Origin of the sequence: Streptomyces sp. AHU1 (genome assembly GCF_045343905.1) — a bacterium.
Taxonomy (GTDB): Bacteria; Actinomycetota; Actinomycetes; order Streptomycetales; family Streptomycetaceae; genus Streptomyces; species Streptomyces triticiradicis.
Window position 1 is genome coordinate 6,610,959 of sequence record NZ_CP174283.1, and the last position, 19,003, is coordinate 6,629,961.

A 19,003-nucleotide genomic window follows, 5' to 3' on the forward strand; every position below is an offset into this window, starting at 1 on the left:
GCGTGTGCGCCCCTCCGAAGAGGGTGTGGCGTGTATCTCTTGATCAACGGTTGAGGCCGTCGGGTCCCGACCGGGCTCGGGGCCGCGTCCTCAGCAGGCCACGGCGACGACCGTCTGTTCCAGCTGCCGCACGGCCACCACATCCATCCGCGCGGGTGAACCGAGAGCCGAACCGCAGCTTTCCGGGCGGGGCGGCAGCGAGGCGCCCCGCGCGACGACGACCCGCCACAGGCGGCCGTCGGAGTGGGCGACGGTCACCTCCCAGCGTGGCGCGGTGCCGTCCGTGCGGATCACCGTCAGGACATCGGCGGCCTGCTCGCCCGACGACGCGCGCACTGCCAGCTCGGCCGCCTGGCCGGGGCGTTCCCAGGCGGAGTTTCCACGACACCCCTCGGTGACGATCCGGCCGTCCCGGACGCCCTGGAGGACCTCCTCGACGGCGTGGGCGTCGGTGCGCCCGTACGCGTAGCCGTACGGCAGGACCAGCACGGTGGGCGAGAAGCGATGACCGCCCAGATGGGTGACCTCCCAGATGCCGCCGACGCCGGAAGCGGCCAGTTCCGCCGCCAGTGGGCGGCCGAGCAGGGCGCAGCAACGGTCGCGTTTGCCGTTGGTGCAGACGAGGGCCAGCGGGTCGCCGGTGTGGGGTCGTCCTTGGAGGACGTCGTCGAAGGAGCGCGGATCTCCCGCGCCGAGCGCGGTGAAGTCGAGGTCGAGCAGCCGCCCGGGATCACGCGTCATGGCGCTGTGCAGCCACACGCCTCCCGGGGTGGTGTGGGCCGCGTACACATGCCGTTCGGAGAGCGAACCGCAGTCGGCGTGGCGACCGGGGCGCCGGATGAGCGCGATCCGCACCCCTGTGTCCTGCGCGGCCGCTTCGAGGGCGCGGCCGAGCGCGGGGTCCAGGTGGCTCGAGGTGAGCGCCTTGACACCCCAGGGTCCGGGCTGCTCGATGAGCAGCCATGTCCTCGCAGTGGCCGCGGTCCCGGAAAGGGGCTCGTCGAGCTGCCGTGACGCGGTCGTGCACGTACTCACAGAGGTGAGCCTAACCTGACTTCGTCCGGGGTGGCTTCCCGCCGTCCCGTGGGGGCGCGTCAGGGGCGATTCCGGAGCGCGGCCGGGTGCGCGGAGGCGCGGCTGGGGAGACGGCGCTCGTAAGGGGCGCGCAGATTTCTTCTTCGCGCCCGGCGTGCGCCGTCTAGCGTGGGAGCGGCCGGGGTGGTCGCTCGCCCACGTAGTGTCCGCTCGGCCGCATTCGCAAGGGGCGTTCCGCGTACTCCTCCAGGGCGTGGGCGATCCAGCCCGCCGTCCGGGCGACAGCGAAGATCGTCTCTCCCGCCGAGGCCGGCATGCCGGAGGAGGCGGTGAAGACGGCCAGGGCGAGATCGACATTGGCGTGCAGAGGCGTGTGCCGGGCCGTGGTGGTCACCACGTCGTGGGCCGCCGCCAGCGCGGGCGCCGCGCCGGGCACCTCCTCCAGGAGGGCGAACAGGGCACGTGCGCGTGGATCCTCACCGGGGTAGAGCCGGTGGCCGAGTCCGGGGACACGGCGCCCGGCACGCAGTTCGTCGGCGACCACGGGAGCGGCGGTCCCCCGGTCCAGGACGTCCAGCAGCAGTCGGTGCGCGAGCCCGCTGGCCGCCCCGTGGAGGGGGCCTTCGAGGACGCCGAGGCCCGCCGACACGGCCGCGTACGCGTGGGCGCGGGCCGATGCCGCGACCCGGACCGCCAGCGTCGAGGCGGCCAGATCGTGGTCGACGAGCAGCCCGAGTGCCGTGTCCAGAACGCGCAGTGACGCCTCGTCGGGTGTGCGTCCGCTGAGCCGTGCCCACAGTCGATGAGCCAGTGGGCCTTCGTCGCGCCGGTCGTGTCGCACGGTCGGGAGCGCGGCGACGAGGGTGGGGATGAGGGTGCGTCCGGCTCCGAGGACGGCGCTCTCGGAGAGGTCGAAGCGCAGCGGGTCGGCGGCGGCCGCGGCGATCGCCGCGACGCGCAGCCGGTCGGTCGGGCCGCTGTGCTCGGGCAGCGCGTCGACGCTGCGCCGGGCGGCGGCCACGGATGCCTCCGGGGCCGTGAACGTGGTGCCGGGACGCAGTTCGCCGGTCCACAGCCACTCGGCGATCTCCTCGTAGGAGTACCGCGCGGCCAGTTCCGTCGCGTCGACGCCCCGGAAGTAGTACCGGTCCTTGTCGATCAAGGTGATGCGGGTGCGGACGGAGAGTTCGCCGCCGCCGCTCGAACCGCCGCCGCTCTCCCGCCTGTTGCGCCGCGCGAGCGCCTCGACCTCCTTGGCGTCGAACGTGCTCCCGCGCCCTCCCGGCTCCCGTCTGCTGCTGAGCTGGCCGCGGCTCACGTACGCGTACACGGTCTCCGGCTTCACGCCGAGCAGTTCGGCGGTCTCCTTGGTGCTGAGCCGTCGGCCTTCGTGTGCCGACGTCGCCGCTTCTCGATCCCTCATGAGCGCCACCGTACCTGTGGATTCGTATATTGATTCAATCAATATTGACAGTTATAGAGTCAAGCATGGACAGTCGAATCAAGTCCAGGGAGGAAACATGCCGATCAATCGAGCCGCGTCCATCTCCGTCGACCGTCCTGTCGACGTGCTCGCCGACGTGCCGCGGGGACTCGCGGGCGTCGTCGTCACCGACACCGAACTGGGTGACGTCAGGGGGCGGGAGGGCTTCTACCACTACCGCCAGTACTCGGCCGTCGACCTCGCGCAGGCCTGTGGCTTCGAGGAGGTCTGGCACCTGCTGGCCCACGGCGAGCTGCCCGACGAGGCTCGCCGTGCCGCCTTCGCCGCGCGGACCGCGCGGCTGCGCCGGCTGCCGGACGACGTGCGCGCCGCGCTGCCCGCGATCGCGGCGGCGACCGGGCCGTCGGGGCCCCTCGCCGGGCTGCGCACCGCCTTGTCGCTGCTCGGGGCCTCGCTGGGGTTCCGTCCGGTGTACGACATCGACGCGGGGCGCCGCCGTGAGGACGGCCTCGCGGCGACGGCGGCCGTGCCGACACTGCTCACCGCGCTGTACCGGATCGGGCAGGGCCTGGACCCGGTGGAGCCGCGCGACGACCTGGGGTACGCCGCCAACTACCTGTACATGCTGACGGGTTCGGAGCCGGACGCCGCCCGTGCCCGCGCGGTCGAGCGGTACCTCATCTCAACCATTGACCATGGATTCAATGCATCAACGTTCACGGCACGGGTGATCGCCTCCACCGGAGCGGATGTGGCGGCCTGTCTCGTGGGCGCGGTCGGGGCTCTCTCCGGCCCTCTTCACGGCGGTGCCCCCAGTCGCGCCCTGGACACCCTCGACGCGATCGGGACCCCCGACCGCATCGACCCCTGGATCCGTGAACGTGTCCTCGCCGGCGATCGCATCATGGGCTTCGGGCACCCCGTCTACCGGACGGAGGACCCGCGCTCGAGGATGCTCCGCGGGATGGCCCAGGAATTCGGCGGCCCGCTCGTGGAGTTCGCGGTCGAAGTCGAACGACGGGTGGAGGCGATCCTGGCCGAGCTCAAGCCGGGCCGCGAACTGCACACCAACGTGGAGTTCTACGCCGGTGTGGTCATGGAGCTCTGCGGGCTGCCCCGGGAGATGTTCACCCCCACCTTCGCCGCCGCCCGCGTGGTCGGCTGGAGCGCGAACATCATGGAACAGGCGGAGGACTCGAAGATCATCCGCCCTGCGGCCCGCTACGTGGGACCGGTGCCGCCTGTGGCGGTGCCGAGGGCGTCTTCATAGCGACGGGGCGGCCGCCGTCCGCGGGCGATCGTCCGCTTCGGGGCGTTTCCCCCACTCGTATGCTGGGTCGGCATTCGTTTCCCGCGTGAGCGCCGGCCCCATGAGCCGGTGAGCGCACAGGTTCAGAGAGGGCTCATGGTGAGTTTGTCGAGTTCCCGGCAGATCCCGGTCGTCGTTCTCGCCGGCTTCCTGGGTTCCGGCAAGACCACACTGCTCAACCACCTCCTGCACCGCAGCGGTGGCAGCCGTATCGGAGCAGTGGTCAACGACTTCGGCGCGATCGAGATCGACGCGATGGCGGTGGCCGGAGCGCTCGGCGACTCCACCGTCTCCCTCGGCAACGGGTGTCTGTGCTGTGCGGTCGACGTCAGTGAACTCGATCAATATCTGGATCGGCTCGCTCAACCCTCCGCGGGGATCGACGTCATCGTCATCGAGGCGAGCGGCCTCGCCGAGCCGCAGGAACTCGTGCGCATGGTGCTCGCCAGCGAGCACCCGGGGATCGTGTACGGAGGGCTCGTCGAGGTCGTCGACGCCGCCGAGTTCGCCGGCACGCGCGAGAAGCACCCCGAGATCGACCGGCACCTCGCCCTCGCCGATCTCGTCGTCGTCAACAAGACCGACCGGGCCGACGACGCCCGGCACGTGCTGGCCGCCGTGCGGGAGCTCGCCGACCGCGCCGCGGTCGTCCCCGCCACCTACGGCCGGATCGATCCCGAATTCCTCTTCGACTGCAGGCCCAGCGAGGAGCGCATCGGGCAACTGTCCTTCGACGATCTCCACCGGCACGACGAGGGCGACGGCCGGGAGGACGAGCCGGGGGAGCACGGCGACAAGGACCGCGGACACGAAGAGCGCGGTCACCTCGGCCATCTGCACTCCTCCTACGACTCCCTCTCCTTCCGCTCCGAAGTGCCGCTCGGACCACGGCGGTTGATGGCCTTCCTCGACACGCGGCCCGAAGGGCTCTACCGGATCAAGGGGTACGTCGACTTCGGCGTCCAGGACACCCGCAACCGGTACGCCGTGCACGCCGTCGGGCGGTTCCTGCGCTTCTACCCGGAGCCCTGGAGCGGCGAGGACGAGCGGTGCACCCAGCTCGTCCTCATCGGCTCCGGGATCGACACGGCGGCACTGGCGAAGGAACTGGAGGCATGCGAAGAGGACGCCCCGCACGCCGACGAACACAGCATGTGGGGCGTCCTCCGCTACGTGCAGGAGCCCAGCCCGGAGGGCTGACCGCGGACTACACCGGGCCGGCCACCACCGACACGGGCTTGCCCAGCGACACGCCCGAACCGTCACGGCGCGGGTCGATCACCGGCAGGTCGACGGGCATACCGGTCTTCTGCGCCGCACGCCCCGGCGCCGCACCGGCCCAGGCCAGCGACAGACAGTCCTCGCCCTTCAGGAACCGCTGGCAGCGCACACCACCCGTGGCGCGGCCCTTGCGCGGGTACTGGTCGAAGGGAGTCAGCTTGGCCGTGGTCTGGACGGAGTCGTCCAGCGTCCCGCGCGAACCCGCCACCGTGAACACCACCGCGTCGACCGCCGGGTCGACCGCGGTGAACGAGATCACCTTCGCGCCGTCCGTCAGCTTGATGCCCGCCATGCCGCCCGCGGCACGGCCCTGCGGACGTACCTGCGAGGCCTGGTAGCGCAGCAGCTGGGCGTCGTCCGTGATGAAGACCAGGTCCTCCTCGCCGGTGCGCAGCTCGACGGCGCCGACGATCCGGTCGCCCTCCTTGAGGGTGATGACCTCCAACTCCTCCTTGTTCGAGGGGTAGTCGGGCACCACACGCTTGACGACACCCTGCTCCGTGCCGATCGCGAGGCCCGGCGACGCCTCGTCGAGCGTCGTCAGACAGACCACCGTCTCGTCCGGCTCGAGGGAGGACAGGAACTCCGCGACCGGAGCGCCCCCGGAGAGATTGGGCGCCGACGCCGTCTCGGGCAGCTGCGGGAGGTCGATCACGTTCAGGCGCAGGAGACGGCCCAGGGACGTGACGGCACCGATCTCGCCGCGTGCCGTCGCGGACACCGCGGAGACGATCACGTCGTGCTTGGTGCGCTTGCCGTCAGGGTCCTGCCCGAAGGGGGCGGCGGTCATCGTACGCGCCAGCAGTCCCGTGGAGGACAGCAGGACGCGGCACGGGTCGTCGGCGACCTGGAGCGGGACGGTCGCGGCCGGCGCGCCCGCGGACTCCAGGAGCACCGTGCGCCGGTCGGTGCCGAACTTCTTGGCCACCGCGGCCAGTTCGCCGGAGACGAGCTTGCGCAGCTCCGTGTCCGACTCCAGGATGCCGGTCAGCTCGTCGATCTCGCCGTTGAGGCGGTCGCGCTCCGACTCCAGCTCGATGCGGTCGAACCGGGTGAGCCGGCGCAGCGGCGTGTCCAGGATGTACTGCGTCTGGATCTCGGAGAGGGAGAAGCGCTCGACCAGCCGTTCCTTGGCCTGCGCCGAGTTGTCGCTGGAGCGGATGAGGCGGATGACCTCGTCGATGTCCAGGAGGGCGACGAGCAGACCCTCGACCAGGTGCAGCCGGTCGCGCTTCTTGCCGCGGCGGAACTCGCTGCGGCGGCGCACGACGTCGAAGCGGTGGTCGAGGTAGACCTCCAGCAGCTCCTTGAGGCCCAGGGTGAGCGGCTGGCCGTCCACCAGCGCCACGTTGTTGATGCCGAAGGACTCCTCCATCGGCGTCAGCTTGTAGAGCTGTTCGAGGACCGCCTCCGGCACGAAGCCGTTCTTGATCTCGATGACCAGGCGCAGGCCGTGCGCACGGTCGGTGAGGTCCTTGACGTCGGCGATGCCCTGGAGCTTCTTCGAGCCGACCAGGTCCTTGATCTTGGAGATCACCTTCTCCGGACCCACGGTGAAGGGCAGCTCGGTGACGATGAGGCCCTTGCGGCGCGCCGTGACGTCCTCCACCGACACCGTGGCGCGGATCTTGAAGGTGCCGCGGCCCGACTCGTACGCGTCCCTGATCCCGGAGAGGCCGACGATCCGGCCGCCGGTGGGCAGGTCGGGTCCCGGGATGTGCTTCATCAGCGTCTCGAGGTCGGCCCCCGGGTAGCGGATGAGGTGCCGGGCGGCGGCGATGACCTCGCCCAGGTTGTGCGGCGGCATGTTGGTGGCCATGCCGACGGCGATGCCCGACGAGCCGTTGACCAGCAGGTTCGGGAAAGCGGCCGGGAGGGCCACCGGCTCCTGCTCCTGGCCGTCGTAATTGGGCGTGAAGTCGACGGTGTCCTCGTCGATCGACTCGGTCATCAGCGACGTCGCGTCGGCCATCCGGGACTCGGTGTAACGCATCGCGGCCGGCGGGTCGTCGTTGCCGAGCGAACCGAAGTTGCCGTGGCCGTCGACCAGGGGCAGACGCATGGAGAAGGGCTGCGCCAGGCGCACCAGGGCGTCGTAGATCGACGCGTCGCCGTGCGGGTGCAGCTTACCCATGACCTCGCCGACGACACGGGCACACTTCACGTAGCCGCGGTCGGGGCGCAGGCCCATCTCGTTCATCTGGTACACGATGCGGCGGTGGACCGGCTTGAGGCCGTCGCGGGCGTCCGGCAGGGCTCGCGAGTAGATGACCGAGTACGCGTATTCGAGGAAGGAGCCCTGCATCTCGTCCACGACGTCGATGTCGAGGATCTTCTCCTCGTACGAGTCGTCGGGCGGCGGGGTCTTCGTGCTGCGGCGGGCCATCGCTGCTGCGGCTCCTTCACAGTCTCTGCCGGGGCATGAACGGGTGCTGACGCGCACCATTGTGGACCGCCCCACTGACAACGCCGACCGCGACCCGTCCGTAGCGCCTCCCCGGCGCGCTCCGCGGGCGGCTTCGGGACCGGTGCCGGGCGGCCGCCGAGCCCGGGGCCGGACAGCCCCCGGAGGCGTTCGTGGCCCGGTGCCGGACGGTCCCCGGACGCGTTCGCGGTGGTTCCCGGAAGGGTTTCCCGGGTGCGCGGGGGACACGCGCAAGTCTCGCTCTCGGCGTACGCGGTGCGGGAACTTCGCCAGGCGTCCGCGCGCTTGCATACAGTGGCAGGACCGACAGGAATGACGCAGTTCCGCGATCGAAGGGACGTACATGCCCATGGGTCACACGGCCACAGCTGAGGCAGGCTCCGGCGGTCTGACAGCGACCGAGCACCGCCTGGCCAACGGCCTGCGCGTGGTGCTCTCCGAGGACCATCTGACCCCGGTCGCCGCGGTCTGCCTCTGGTACGACGTCGGCTCGCGCCACGAGGTCAAGGGCCGGACCGGACTCGCCCACCTTTTCGAGCACCTGATGTTCCAGGGTTCCAAGCAGGTCCACGGCAACGGCCACTTCGAACTCGTCCAGGGCGCCGGCGGCTCGCTCAACGGCACGACGAGCTTCGAGCGCACCAACTACTTCGAGACCATGCCCGCCCACCAGCTGGAGCTCGCCCTCTGGCTGGAGGCCGACCGCATGGGATCGCTGCTCGAGGCGCTGGACGACGAGTCCATGGAGAACCAGCGCGACGTGGTGAAGAACGAGCGCCGGCAGCGCTACGACAACGTTCCGTACGGAACCGCGTTCGAGAAGCTCACCGCGCTCGCGTACCCCGAGGGCCACCCGTACCACCACACCCCGATCGGGTCGATGGCGGATCTGGACGCGGCCACCCTGGAGGACGCCCGCGCGTTCTTCCGCACCAACTACGCGCCCAACAACGCGGTCCTGTCGGTCGTCGGCGACATCGACCCGGAGCAGACGCTCGCCTGGGTCGAGAAGTACTTCGGTTCCATCCCCGGGCACGACGGCAAGCCCGCCCCGCGGGACGGCTCGCTGCCCGACATCATCGGTGAGCAGGTGCGCGAGGTCGTCGAGGAGGACGTCCCGGCGCGTGCCCTGATGGCCGCCTACCGGCTCCCGGAGGACGGCACGCGCGCGTGTGACGCGGCCGACCTGGCGCTGACCGTCCTCGGCGGCGGCGAGTCCTCCCGGCTCTACAACCGGCTCGTGCGCCGTGACCGTACCGCCGTCGCGGCCGGATTCGGTCTGCTGCGGCTCGCGGGGGCGCCCTCCCTGGGGTGGCTGGACGTGAAGACGTCCGGCGACGTAGAGGTCCCGGTCATCGAGGCCGCCGTCGACGAGGAGCTCGCCCGGTTCGCCGAGGAGGGCCCCACGGCCGAGGAGATGGAGCGCGCCCAGGCCCAGTTGGAGCGCGAATGGCTGGACCGGCTCGGCACGGTCGCGGGCCGTGCCGACGAACTGTGCCGCTACGCCGTCCTGTTCGGTGACCCGCAGCTCGCCCTGACCGCCGTGCAGCGCGTCCTCGACGTCACCGCGGAGGAGGTCCGGGAGGCCGCCCGGGCCCGCCTGCGTCCCGACAACCGGGCGGTGCTCGTCTACGAGCCGACCGCCGCCGAAGCCGCCGACGCGGCTGACTCCGCCGACGAGACCGACGAGGAGGCGGCGAAGTGACCGAGCTCGCCACCATGGACTTCCACCCGCAGCCCCAGGCCGGACAGCCCAAGCCGTGGGCGTTCCCCGCCCCCGAGCGCGGCACCCTGGACAACGGCCTGACCGTGCTGCGCTGCCACCGCCCCGGCCAGCAGGTCGTCGCCGTCGAGGTGATCCTCGCCGCGCCGCTGGACGCCGAGCCCGCGGGCCTGGACGGCATCGCCACGATCATGGCGCGCGCCTTCTCCGAGGGCACCGACAAGCACTCCGCCGAGGACTTCGCCGCCGAGCTGGAGCGCTGCGGCGCCACGCTCGACGCGCACGCCGACCACCCCGGCGTACGCCTGTCCCTCGAAGTGCCCGTCTCGCGCCTGGCCAAGGCACTCGGCCTGCTCGCCGACGCCCTGCGGGCCCCCGCGTTCGCGGACAGCGAGGTCGAGCGGCTGGTGACCAACCGGCTGGACGAGATCCCGCACGAGACGGCCAACCCGGCCCGCCGTGCCGCCAAGGAACTCTCCAAGGAACTGTTCCCGGCCAGCGCGCGCATGGCGCGCCCGCGCCAGGGCACGGAGGAGACCGTCCGGAACATCGACGCGGCGGGCGTCCGTGCCTTCTACGAGAAGCACGTGCGTCCCGCCACGGCCACCGCCGTCGTCGTCGGCGACCTGACCGGTGTCGATCTCGACGAGCTGCTCGCCGACACGCTCGGATCCTGGACCGGCTCGTCCGCCGAGCCCCTTCCCGTGCCGCCGGTGAGCGCCGACGACACCGGCCGCGTGATCATCGTCGACCGTCCCGGCGCCGTCCAGACGCAGCTGCTCATCGGCCGTGTCGGCGCCGACCGGCACGACCGCGTGTGGCCCGCCCAGGTCCTCGGCACGTACTGCCTGGGCGGCACCCTCACCTCGCGCCTCGACCGCGTCCTGCGCGAGGAGAAGGGCTACACCTACGGCGTACGGGCCTTCGGCCAGGTCCTGCGCTCCGCGCCGGACGGCACGGGAGCCGCGATGCTCGCCATCAGCGGCTCGGTCGACACCCCCAACACCGGTCCGGCGCTCGACGACCTGTGGAAGGTGCTGCGCACCCTCGCGGCCGAGGGACTGACCGACGCGGAGCGCGACGTCGCCGTGCAGAACCTGGTGGGTGTCGCGCCCCTCAAGTTCGAGACGGCGGCGGCCGTCGCGAGCACCCTCGCGGACCAGGTCGAGCAGCACCTGCCGGACGACTACCAGGCGACGCTCTACCGGCAACTGGCCGCCACCGGCACCGTGGAGGCGACCGCGGCGGCCGTGAGCGCCTTCCCGACGGACCGTCTGGTGACCGTCCTGGTGGGTGACGCGGCGCAGATCGCGGAGCCGGTCAGGGCCCTCGGAATCGGTGAAGTCACCGTGGTGGCGGCCGAGTAGAACCCGTGCGACCCAGGAGGGCCCTGACGGCTGAAGAGCCGTCAGGGCCCTCCTTTTCCCGTACGCCCCTCGCGAGATGTCCACATTCGTACGGCGGTTGCCCTTCTGCCCTGTGGGATGCGTTACAAAAATCGTGATCCGTTTGTTGTTCGAACGACGCCCCGCATAGCGTCGTTCCGGCTGTTCGTCAGGCAGTGCGCCGCGCCCGCGGCACCGGACAGTCATCGCCGAGTCCCCATGGCGCGAGCCAGGGGAGCCGGGGACCCACACGCAGTCCCTGGGGTGAATCGGACGCCCTCTCCCCGAGGGGGTCCGTAGGAGACCTTCCTGCTCCGAACCCGTCAGCTAACCCGGTAGGCGAGAGGGAAGGAAAGGACCAGCCTCTACATGGCGTTCTCCTGTGGCACCGGCAAGCACCGTCGTCCGAGCCGCGTGCACAGCACGACCACGACCGCCGTCGGGGTCGCGGCGCTCACCACCACCGGTGTGGTCGGAACCCTGGCCGCCCCCGCGCTCGCCGCCGAGGCTTCCGTCGAGCAGACGCAGACGGGGCTGACCCAGGCCGTCACCGTCGGCGACACGGTCGCCGACCAGATCGACGCCCAGGCCTTCGCGCAGCAGCTCGCCGCCGACGAGGCCGCCGCCCGCAAGCAGGCCGAGCAGACCGCGCGCAAGCAGGCGGCGGAGCAGGCCGTGAAGCTCCGTGAGGCCAAGGAGCGCGCCGCCCGCGAGGCCGAGCGCAAGCGCCTGAACACCTTCGTCATGCCGATCACCGGTTCGTACGTCTCCACCGGCTACCAGGCCAGCAGCGCCCTCTGGTCGTCCGGCAGCCACACCGGCGTCGACTTCCACGCCGCGACCGGAACCCCGGTCCACGCCGTCGGCGCGGGCACGATCGTCACGGCCGGAGACGGCGGCGCCTACGGCAATCAAGTGGTGATCAAGATGCACGACGGCACGTACACCATGTACGGCCACCTGTCGTCCATCGGTGTGTCCGTGGGCCAGACGGTCACTCCGGGACAGCAGATCGGCCTCTCCGGTGACACCGGCAACACCACGGGACCGCACCTCCACTTCGAGGCCCGTACGACCGCGGAGTACGGCTCGGACATCAACCCGGTCGCGTACCTGCGCTCGCACGGCGTCAACGTCTGACGACCGCTTCGCGGCTTCTCCGCCGCTTTCGATGCCCCGGCTCACCGAGCCGGGGCATCGTCGTTTCCGGAGGTCGTCTGTCCAAAAAATATCCATGGATTCGGGCCCGCCATCGGAAATTCCGGCTTCCTGCAATAGAGTCACTGAACAAGCGTCAATCGATGACGTTTCGCGGGGATTAAAGCGGAGGTCGGTCATGCGTATTCCGGCGCACTCGGTGTGCACGGCGATCCGTGACGACATCGTCGCGGGTGTCTACGGACGCGGCGGCCGACTCACCGAGGAACTGCTCGCGCGGCGCTACGGCGTCTCCCGCGTCCCCGTCCGCGAGGCCCTGCGCACCCTGGAGGCCGAAGGCTTCGTGGTCACCCGACGGCACGCGGGCGCGTGCGTCGCGGAGCCCACCGAACAGGAGGCCGCGGACCTCCTGGAGATGCGCATGCTGCTGGAACCGCTGGGTGCCGCGAGGGCCGCGCAGCGGCGTACGGAGGCCCACCTCAAGGTGCTGCGAGGCCTGGTCAGGCTCGGGCAGGAGCGTTCCAGGAAAGGGAACAGCGAGGATCTGCGCTCGCTGGGCGGCTGGTTCCACGAGACGCTGGCGCAGGCGTCGGGAAGTCCCGCGCTGACCTCCACGCTCGCCCAGCTGCGCCGCAAGATCGCCTGGATGTACTCGGTGGAGGCGCCGGCCGACCCCGCGGAGTCCTGGGCGGAGCACGGGGGCATCGTGGACGCGGTCGCCCGCGGCGACAGCGAGCGGGCCCGCGCGATCACGGCCCTGCACACCGAGCGCGCGACGGCCGCGCACCGGCTCCGATTTCCCGGCGGCGACCGGCCGGACGGTGTGAGAAGTTCGCAACATCCCGTAAACATGACGGGCCCGTGTCATTAACACGGGCGCCGTATACAAAGAGGGATATTCGGAAGAGGCTCATTTCTGATGCCCTTTTATTGGTGTGTCCGTAATTTCGGAGCACGCCATTCACGTGCCCACGGCGCGGGGGTCGTGCGGGGTGCGTGGGCAATTCCTGGACGGGACGCGGAAAACGGCCGAGCCGCGCCGCCCGGTGAGGGAGGCGCGGCTCGGCCGCGTGTTTCCTGGGTGCCTCGCGGGCTCAGACGGTCTCGGGGAGCTCGTCAAGGCCCTCGGCGACCAGCTTCGCCAGACGGTCGAGAGCGGCGTCCGCGCCCTCGGCGTCCGACGCGAGGACGATCTCCTCGCCGCCCTCGGCGCCCAGGCCGAGGACCGCGAGCATGGAGGCCGCGTTGACGGGGGAGCCGTCGGCCTTGGCGATCGTCACGGGGACACCCGAGGCCGTGGCGGCCCGGACGAAGATGGAGGCGGGGCGGGCGTGGAGGCCCTCGGTCCAGCCGACGTTGACGCGGCGCTCAGCCATGTGATGCTGCCCTTCAGGTGCTCAAGGTTGTCTAGACCAGTGTTCCATATCGCGAGGTGTGCCCGGACGGTCCCGGACCTCACCCGCCGCGGTGTCGGCCGGAGGCCGGCCCCGACGTCCGTCACCATCAGACTGCCTCGCGCCGTTGCCGTGCGCGAGCCGTAGTCTGGGGCCCATGCAGACCTCGGCGGACCGGCACGAGTACCCAGCCCACTGGGAGGCCGACGTGGTGCTGCGCGACGGCGGCACCGCACGCATCAGGCCCATCACCGTCGATGACGCCGAGCGCCTGGTCAGCTTCTACGAGCAGGTGTCGGACGAGTCGAAGTACTACCGCTTCTTCGCGCCGTATCCGCGGCTCTCGGCGAAGGATGTCCACCGGTTCACCCACCACGACTTTGTGGACAGGGTGGGTCTCGCGGCCACGGTGGGCGGCGAGTTCATCGCAACAGTACGCTACGACCGGATCGACGCGGACGGGATGCCCGCCTCCGTGCCCGCCGACGAGGCCGAGGTCGCCTTCCTCGTGCAGGACGCCCACCAGGGCCGGGGTGTCGCCTCCGCGCTGCTCGAACACATCGCCGCGGTGGCCCGCGAGCGCGCCATCCGCCGCTTCGCCGCCGAGGTGCTGCCCGCCAACAACAAGATGATCAAGGTGTTCACGGACGCCGGGTACACCCAGAAGCGCAGTTTCGAGGACGGCGTCGTACGCCTGGAGTTCGACCTCGAACCCACCGACCGGTCCCTCGCCGTGCAGCGCGCGCGGGAGCAGCGGGCCGAGGCCCGCTCCGTGCAGCGGCTGCTCGCCCCCGGCTCGGTCGCCGTCATCGGGGCCGGGCGCACACCCGGCGGGGTCGGCCGCAGCGTCCTCGACAACCTCCGTCAGGCCGGCTTCACCGGACGCCTGCACGCCGTGAACGCGGCACTCCAGGAGAAGGAGCTCGACGGAGTCCCCGCCCACCGCTCCGTCAGGGACATCACCGAACCCGTCGACCTCGCCGTCGTCGCCGTGCCCGCCGAGCAGGTCCCCGGGGTCGTGACGGAATGCGGAGAGCACGGTGTGCAGGGGCTCGTGGTGGTCTCCGCCGGGTACGCGGAGAGCGGCCCCGAGGGACGCGAGCGCCAGCGCGAACTCGTGCGGCACGCGCGCACGTACGGGATGCGCATCATCGGGCCGAACGCCTTCGGCGTCATCAACACGTCGCCCGACGTGCGCCTGAACGCCTCCCTCGCCCCGCAGATGCCCCGCCCCGGACGCATCGGCCTGTTCGCGCAGTCCGGCGCCATCGGCATCGCCCTGCTGTCCCGGCTGCACCGGCGCGGCGGCGGCGTCACGGGCGTGACCGGCGTGTCGACCTTCGTCTCCTCCGGGAACCGGGCGGACGTCTCCGGCAACGACGTACTGCAGTACTGGTACGACGACCCGGACACCGACGTCGCCCTGATGTACCTGGAGTCCATCGGCAACCCGCGCAAGTTCACCCGCCTCGCGCGGCGGACGGCGGCGGTGAAGCCGCTGGTCGTGGTCCAGGGGGCACGGCACGGCGGGACCGCTCCCCAGGGACACGCCGTACGGGCCACCCGGCTGCCGCACGCCACCGTGTCCGCGCTGCTGCGCCAGGCTGGAGTGATCCGGGTGGACACGATCACCGAACTCGTCGACGCGGGCCTGCTGCTGGCCCGCCAGCCGCTCCCCCGGGGACCCCGCGTGGCGATCCTCGGGAACTCCGAGTCCCTGGGCCTGCTGACGTACGACGCCTGCCTCGCCGAAGGGCTCAGGCCGCTGCCGCCCCGGGACCTCACCACGGCGGCCTCGGCGGAGGACTTCCACAAGGCCCTGTCGCAGGCGCTCGCCGACGACGGCTGTGACGCCGTCGTCGTGACGGCCATACCGGCGGTGGGGGAGACCCAGGCGGCCGACGCGGCTCTCGCCGAGGCGCTCCGCTCCTCCGCCCTGGAGGCCCCGGCGAAGCCGGTGCTCGTGGTGCACGTCGAACTGGGCGGACTCGCCGAAGCGCTGTCCGCCGCCGCGAGCACCGCCCCGCAGGCCTCCGGGACGGCGACCGGCGCGACGCCCGGCGCCCGCTTCCACCCCTCGGACGCCTCGCCCGCCGCGGAGCGCGCCGACCCCGCGCCGGACTCCCGGCTCATCCCCGCCTACCCCGCGGCCGAACGTGCCGTCCGCGCCCTCGCCGAGGCCGTCAAGTACGCCCAGTGGCGTCTGGAAGCCGGCGAGCCCGGCAGGGTGCCCGAGTACGAGGACATCGACGAGAAGGGCGCGGCCCGGCTGATCGACGACCTCCTCGCGCGCGGGGAGGGCCTGACCCTGGGGGGCGAGCAGACGGGGGCGCTGCTCGGGCGGTACGGCATCGACGTGCACCGCGCCCTGCCCGCCCCCACCCCGGACGAGGCCGTGGCGGCCGCGCGGACCATCGGATACCCCGTGGCCCTCAAGACCACCGCCCCGCATCTGCGGCACCGCGCCGACCTCGGCGGCGTACGCCTGGACGTGGCGGACGAGGAACAGCTGCGCCGGGCGTACGCGGAGCTGACCGAGCTGTTCGGGCCGCCGACGGTGCTGCGCCCGGTCGTGCAGGGCATGGCGCCGCGCGGTGTCGACACGGTCGTCCGCGCGGTGATCGACCCGGCCGCCGGGGCGGTGCTCTCCTTCGGGCTCTCCGGGGCCGCCTCCGAACTGCTCGGGGACACCGCGCACCGGCTGGTCCCGGTCACCGACCGGGACGCGGCCTCCCTGGTCCGGTCGATCAGGACGGCACCACTCCTGTTCGGCTGGCGGGGCTCCGCGCCCGTCGACACGGCGGCCCTCGAAGAGCTCATGCTGCGGGTCTCCCGGCTGGTCGACGACCATCCGGAGGTCGTCGCGGTCTCGCTGGAGCCGGTGGTGGTCGCCCCGACCGGCCTGAGCGTCCTGGGCGCCACGGTACGGCTGGCCCGCGCTCCGCTCCGGGACGACCTCGGTCCCCGGACCCTGCCCGTGGTCTGAGCCGTCGGAGCCGTTCCCTCCGTCCGGGGCGCCCGAAGAGGACGTCCCCGTGACGTCGGGCACCCCGGCCCGGACGCTCGCCGTCACCCGAGCGGCGCCGTCTGCGGCCTCACGGCCCGGACGCCCGGCGCGGTCCCGGGACCGCCCCGAGCGCCCCGGCCCGTCCGCGTGCCGCTTCGCCCGTGTCCCGCCCGTCCCGTCCGTCGCGCCCGCGCGGCGGCCCTCGGCGCGCCCGTGTCCCGCCGGTCGCCCCGCACGGTTCGATCTGATCCGTCCACGACAGACCCGTGCGAGCGGTGCCTCGCAGTCAGCGGGCCCCCGTAGGATGGACGACATGGCCAAGACCAGTACGACGACCCAGGGGCTGCGAGCGGCGATCGAGCGCAGCGGCTACTACCCGGCCCTCGTGGCCGAGGCGGTGGAGGCCGCGATCGGCGGCGAGACCATCCGGTCGTACCTGGTCCACCAGGAGACGACGTTCGACGCGAACGAGGTGCGGCGGCACGTCACCGTGCTGGTCCTCACCGGCAACCGTTTCATCGTGAGCCACACCGACGAGCAGAACGCGGACACCACGTCCCCGACGCCGTACGCCACGACCTCGACGGAGTCGGTCAAGCTCGGCCGGATCTCCTCCGTCGTCGTGAGCCGTGTCGTCGCGAACCCCGAGTCGTACACGCCCGGCACGCTGCCCCGGGAAGTGGTCCTGACCATCGGCTGGGGCGCGGTCTCCCGCATCGACCTGGAGCCGGCCGCCTGCGGCGACCCCAACTGCGAGGCGGACCACGGCTACACCGGCAACTCGACGGCGGACGACCTGAGCCTGCGGGTGAGCGAGGCGGGGGACGGCCCGGAGACCGTCCGCCAGGCCCTCGCCTTCGCGCAGTCCCTCTCCGAGGCGACCGCGGACGTCACCCGCTGATGGCCCTGCCCGCCTGGGACCACCCGGAACCGCTCGCCGTCGACTCCGCCCCCGTCCCCGAGTACGGCGCCGGTTCGCTGGCCGATCTGCTGCCCACGCTCGCCGCCGGCATGTCCGTGCCCGGTGCGACCGCCGCCATAACCGAACTGACCGCTACCGACCGGAACTGCGTGTTCCTGATCGACGGTCTCGGCTGGGAGCAGCTCAAGGCCCACCCGGACGAGGCGCCCTTCATGACGTCGCTCCTCGCCTCCTCGCGCGGCGGCACGGGACGTCCGATCACCGCCGGCTACCCGGCCACCACCGCGACCTCGCTCGCCTCCGTGGGCACCGGCCTGCCCCCGGGGGCCCACGGCCTGCCCGGCTACACCGCGCGCAACCCCGCCACCGGCGAGCTGATGAACCAGCTCCGCTGGAACCCGTGGACCGAGCCGCGCGCCTGGCAGCCCTATCCCACGATCTTCCAGCTGGCCGACGCGGCCGGCGTGCACACCGCCCAGGTCTCCTCGCCGACCTTCCAGAACACACCGCTGACGAAGATCGCGCTGAGCGGCGGGACGTTCCACGGCCGGCTGTCCGGCGAGGAACGCGTGGACCTCGCCGCCGAGCAACTGGCCGCCGGTGACCGCTCCCTGGTCTACACGTACTACGCGGAGGTGGACGGCAAGGGCCACCGCTTCGGCGTCGACTCCGATCCCTGGCGCGGTCAGCTCATGTACGTCGACCGGCTGGTCCAGCGTCTCGCGGAGCAGTTGCCGCCGCGCTCGGCGCTGTACGTCACCGCCGACCACGGCATGATCGACATCCCGTTCGACGAGCAGCACCGCATCGACTTCGACGAGGACTGGGAGCTGCGCGCCGGGGTCGCCCTGCTGGGCGGCGAGGGCCGCGCCCGTCACGTGTACGCGGTCCCGGGCGCCGAGGCGGACGTGCTGACCTGCTGGCGCGAGGTCCTGGGCGAGCAGTTCTGGGTCGCCTCCCGTGACGAGGCGATCGAGGCGGGCTGGTTCGGTCCGCGGGTCGACGAGCGGGTGTACGCCCGGCTGGGTGACGTCATCGCCGCCGCCCGGGACGACGTCCTGATCACCGCGTCCGAGCGGGAGCCGAAGGAGTCGCTGATGGTCGGCAACCACGGCTCGATGACCCCGGCCGAGCAACTGGTGCCCCTCCTCCAAGTACGCTCCTGAAGCCCTCCCCTTCCTTCCCCGTTGCCGAAAGGTGCTCAACTCCCCATGCCCGAGCTGGTGTTCTTCTCCGGAACGATGGACTGCGGGAAGTCCACGCTGGCTCTCCAGATCGAGCACAACCGCTCGGCGCGGGGCCTGCAGGGCATGATCTTCACGCGTGACGACCGCGCCGGCGAGGGCAAGCTCTCCTCGCGCCTCGGCCTGGTCACCGACGCGGTCGAGGTGGCGGACGACCAGGACCTGTACGCGTATCTGGTGGACCACCTCTCGCAGGGCGGCCGGGCGGACTACGTGATCGCGGACGAGGCGCAGTTCCTGGCCCCCGCGCAGATCGACCAACTGGCCCGTGTGGTGGACGACCTGGACGTCGACGTCTTCGCCTTCGGGATCACCACCGACTTCCGCTCCAAGCTCTTCCCGGGCTCCCAGCGCCTGGTCGAACTGGCGGACCGGGTCGAGGTCCTCCAGGTCGAGGCCCTGTGCTGGTGCGGCGCCCGCGCCACGCACAACGCCCGTACCGTGAGCGGCGAGATGGTCGTCGAGGGTGCCCAGGTCGTCGTCGGCGACGTCAACCAGCCCGAGAACATCGGCTACGAGGTCCTGTGCCGTCGGCACCACCGACGCCGCATGACGGCCGCCACGGCCCGCGCGAGCGCCCTGTCCCCCGACGTCCTGCCGATCGCCTCGGCCTGAGGCCCGTTCCCGGGAACGGTTCCCGGAGATCCGGCACCCGGGCCCGGTGCTCGCCCGCCGT

At 71.7% G+C, this 19,003-nt stretch carries 14 protein-coding genes and 1 riboswitch; of the genes, 10 read left to right on the plus strand and 4 right to left on the minus strand.

The features are described 5' to 3' along the window. Positions 1-90: 90 nt before the first annotated feature. Together ACICHK_RS29420 and ACICHK_RS29425 are read right to left on the minus strand one after the other, a co-directional pair. Positions 91-1,035, minus strand: a complete 945-nt coding sequence (locus ACICHK_RS29420; RefSeq protein ID WP_406839210.1) for a sucrase ferredoxin — start codon at positions 1,033-1,035, stop codon at positions 91-93. 163 nt (positions 1,036-1,198) lie between these two features. Next, positions 1,199-2,458, minus strand: coding sequence for a citrate synthase (locus ACICHK_RS29425; protein WP_406839211.1), 1,260 nt, complete (start codon positions 2,456-2,458; stop codon positions 1,199-1,201). Positions 2,459-2,555: 97 nt separating this feature from the next. On the opposite strand from ACICHK_RS29425, the gene ACICHK_RS29430 reads away from it, so the two are divergent. Further along, positions 2,556-3,749, plus strand: a complete 1,194-nt coding sequence (locus tag ACICHK_RS29430; protein WP_406839212.1) for a citrate synthase/methylcitrate synthase — start codon at positions 2,556-2,558, stop codon at positions 3,747-3,749. A gap of 135 nt (positions 3,750-3,884) precedes the next feature. Continuing rightward, positions 3,885-4,988, plus strand: a complete 1,104-nt coding sequence (locus ACICHK_RS29435) for a CobW family GTP-binding protein (protein WP_406839213.1) — start codon at positions 3,885-3,887, stop codon at positions 4,986-4,988. Positions 4,989-4,995: 7 nt separating this feature from the next. Here ACICHK_RS29435 and ACICHK_RS29440 read toward each other — a convergent pair whose 3' ends face one another. After that, positions 4,996-7,455: a DNA topoisomerase (ATP-hydrolyzing) subunit A gene (locus tag ACICHK_RS29440; protein WP_406839214.1), complete on the minus strand. Its 2,460-nt coding sequence runs from the start codon at positions 7,453-7,455 to the stop codon at positions 4,996-4,998. Between the two features lie 388 nt (positions 7,456-7,843). Here ACICHK_RS29440 and ACICHK_RS29445 point away from each other — a divergent pair, with 388 nt between their 5' ends. The 4 genes from ACICHK_RS29445 to ACICHK_RS29460 all read left to right on the plus strand — a co-directional run bounded on the left by ACICHK_RS29445 (position 7,844) and on the right by ACICHK_RS29460 (position 12,631). After that, positions 7,844-9,199 (plus strand): M16 family metallopeptidase, encoded by a 1,356-nt coding sequence (locus ACICHK_RS29445; protein WP_406839215.1) that lies wholly within the window; start codon positions 7,844-7,846, stop codon positions 9,197-9,199. Next, positions 9,196-10,584: a M16 family metallopeptidase gene (locus tag ACICHK_RS29450; protein ID WP_406839216.1), complete on the plus strand. Its 1,389-nt coding sequence runs from the start codon at positions 9,196-9,198 to the stop codon at positions 10,582-10,584. The genes ACICHK_RS29445 and ACICHK_RS29450 overlap by 4 nt, the downstream gene beginning before the upstream one ends. 215 nt (positions 10,585-10,799) lie before the next feature. Then, positions 10,800-10,959, plus strand: a riboswitch (cyclic di-AMP (ydaO/yuaA leader). Positions 10,960-10,971: 12 nt separating this feature from the next. Further along, a complete protein-coding gene (locus tag ACICHK_RS29455; RefSeq protein ID WP_151468730.1) occupies positions 10,972-11,742 on the plus strand; it encodes a M23 family metallopeptidase in 771 nt (256 codons plus the stop codon). Positions 11,743-11,938: 196 nt separating this feature from the next. Further along, positions 11,939-12,631 (plus strand): GntR family transcriptional regulator, encoded by a 693-nt coding sequence (locus tag ACICHK_RS29460; protein ID WP_406839217.1) that lies wholly within the window; start codon positions 11,939-11,941, stop codon positions 12,629-12,631. A 223-nt stretch (positions 12,632-12,854) separates the two neighbouring features. On the opposite strand, the gene ACICHK_RS29465 is transcribed toward ACICHK_RS29460, so the two are convergent. Continuing rightward, on the minus strand, positions 12,855-13,136 hold the full coding sequence (locus ACICHK_RS29465) for an HPr family phosphocarrier protein (protein WP_406839218.1): 282 nt from the start codon (positions 13,134-13,136) through the stop codon (positions 12,855-12,857). Positions 13,137-13,311: 175 nt separating this feature from the next. Here ACICHK_RS29465 and ACICHK_RS29470 point away from each other — a divergent pair, with 175 nt between their 5' ends. The 4 genes from ACICHK_RS29470 to ACICHK_RS29485 all read left to right on the plus strand — a co-directional run bounded on the left by ACICHK_RS29470 (position 13,312) and on the right by ACICHK_RS29485 (position 18,942). Beyond that, positions 13,312-16,140 (plus strand): GNAT family N-acetyltransferase, encoded by a 2,829-nt coding sequence (locus ACICHK_RS29470; protein WP_406839219.1) that lies wholly within the window; start codon positions 13,312-13,314, stop codon positions 16,138-16,140. Positions 16,141-16,474: 334 nt separating this feature from the next. Further along, entirely contained in the window at positions 16,475-17,062 is a 588-nt protein-coding gene (locus tag ACICHK_RS29475) for a DUF5998 family protein (protein WP_406839220.1), read from the plus strand. Next, complete coding sequence (locus tag ACICHK_RS29480; protein WP_406839221.1) at positions 17,062-18,249, plus strand: alkaline phosphatase family protein; 1,188 nt, start codon at positions 17,062-17,064, stop codon at positions 18,247-18,249. The genes ACICHK_RS29475 and ACICHK_RS29480 overlap by 1 nt, the downstream gene beginning before the upstream one ends. A gap of 45 nt (positions 18,250-18,294) precedes the next feature. Next, positions 18,295-18,942, plus strand: a complete 648-nt coding sequence (locus ACICHK_RS29485) for a thymidine kinase (RefSeq protein ID WP_406839222.1) — start codon at positions 18,295-18,297, stop codon at positions 18,940-18,942. Positions 18,943-19,003 lie beyond the last annotated feature (61 nt).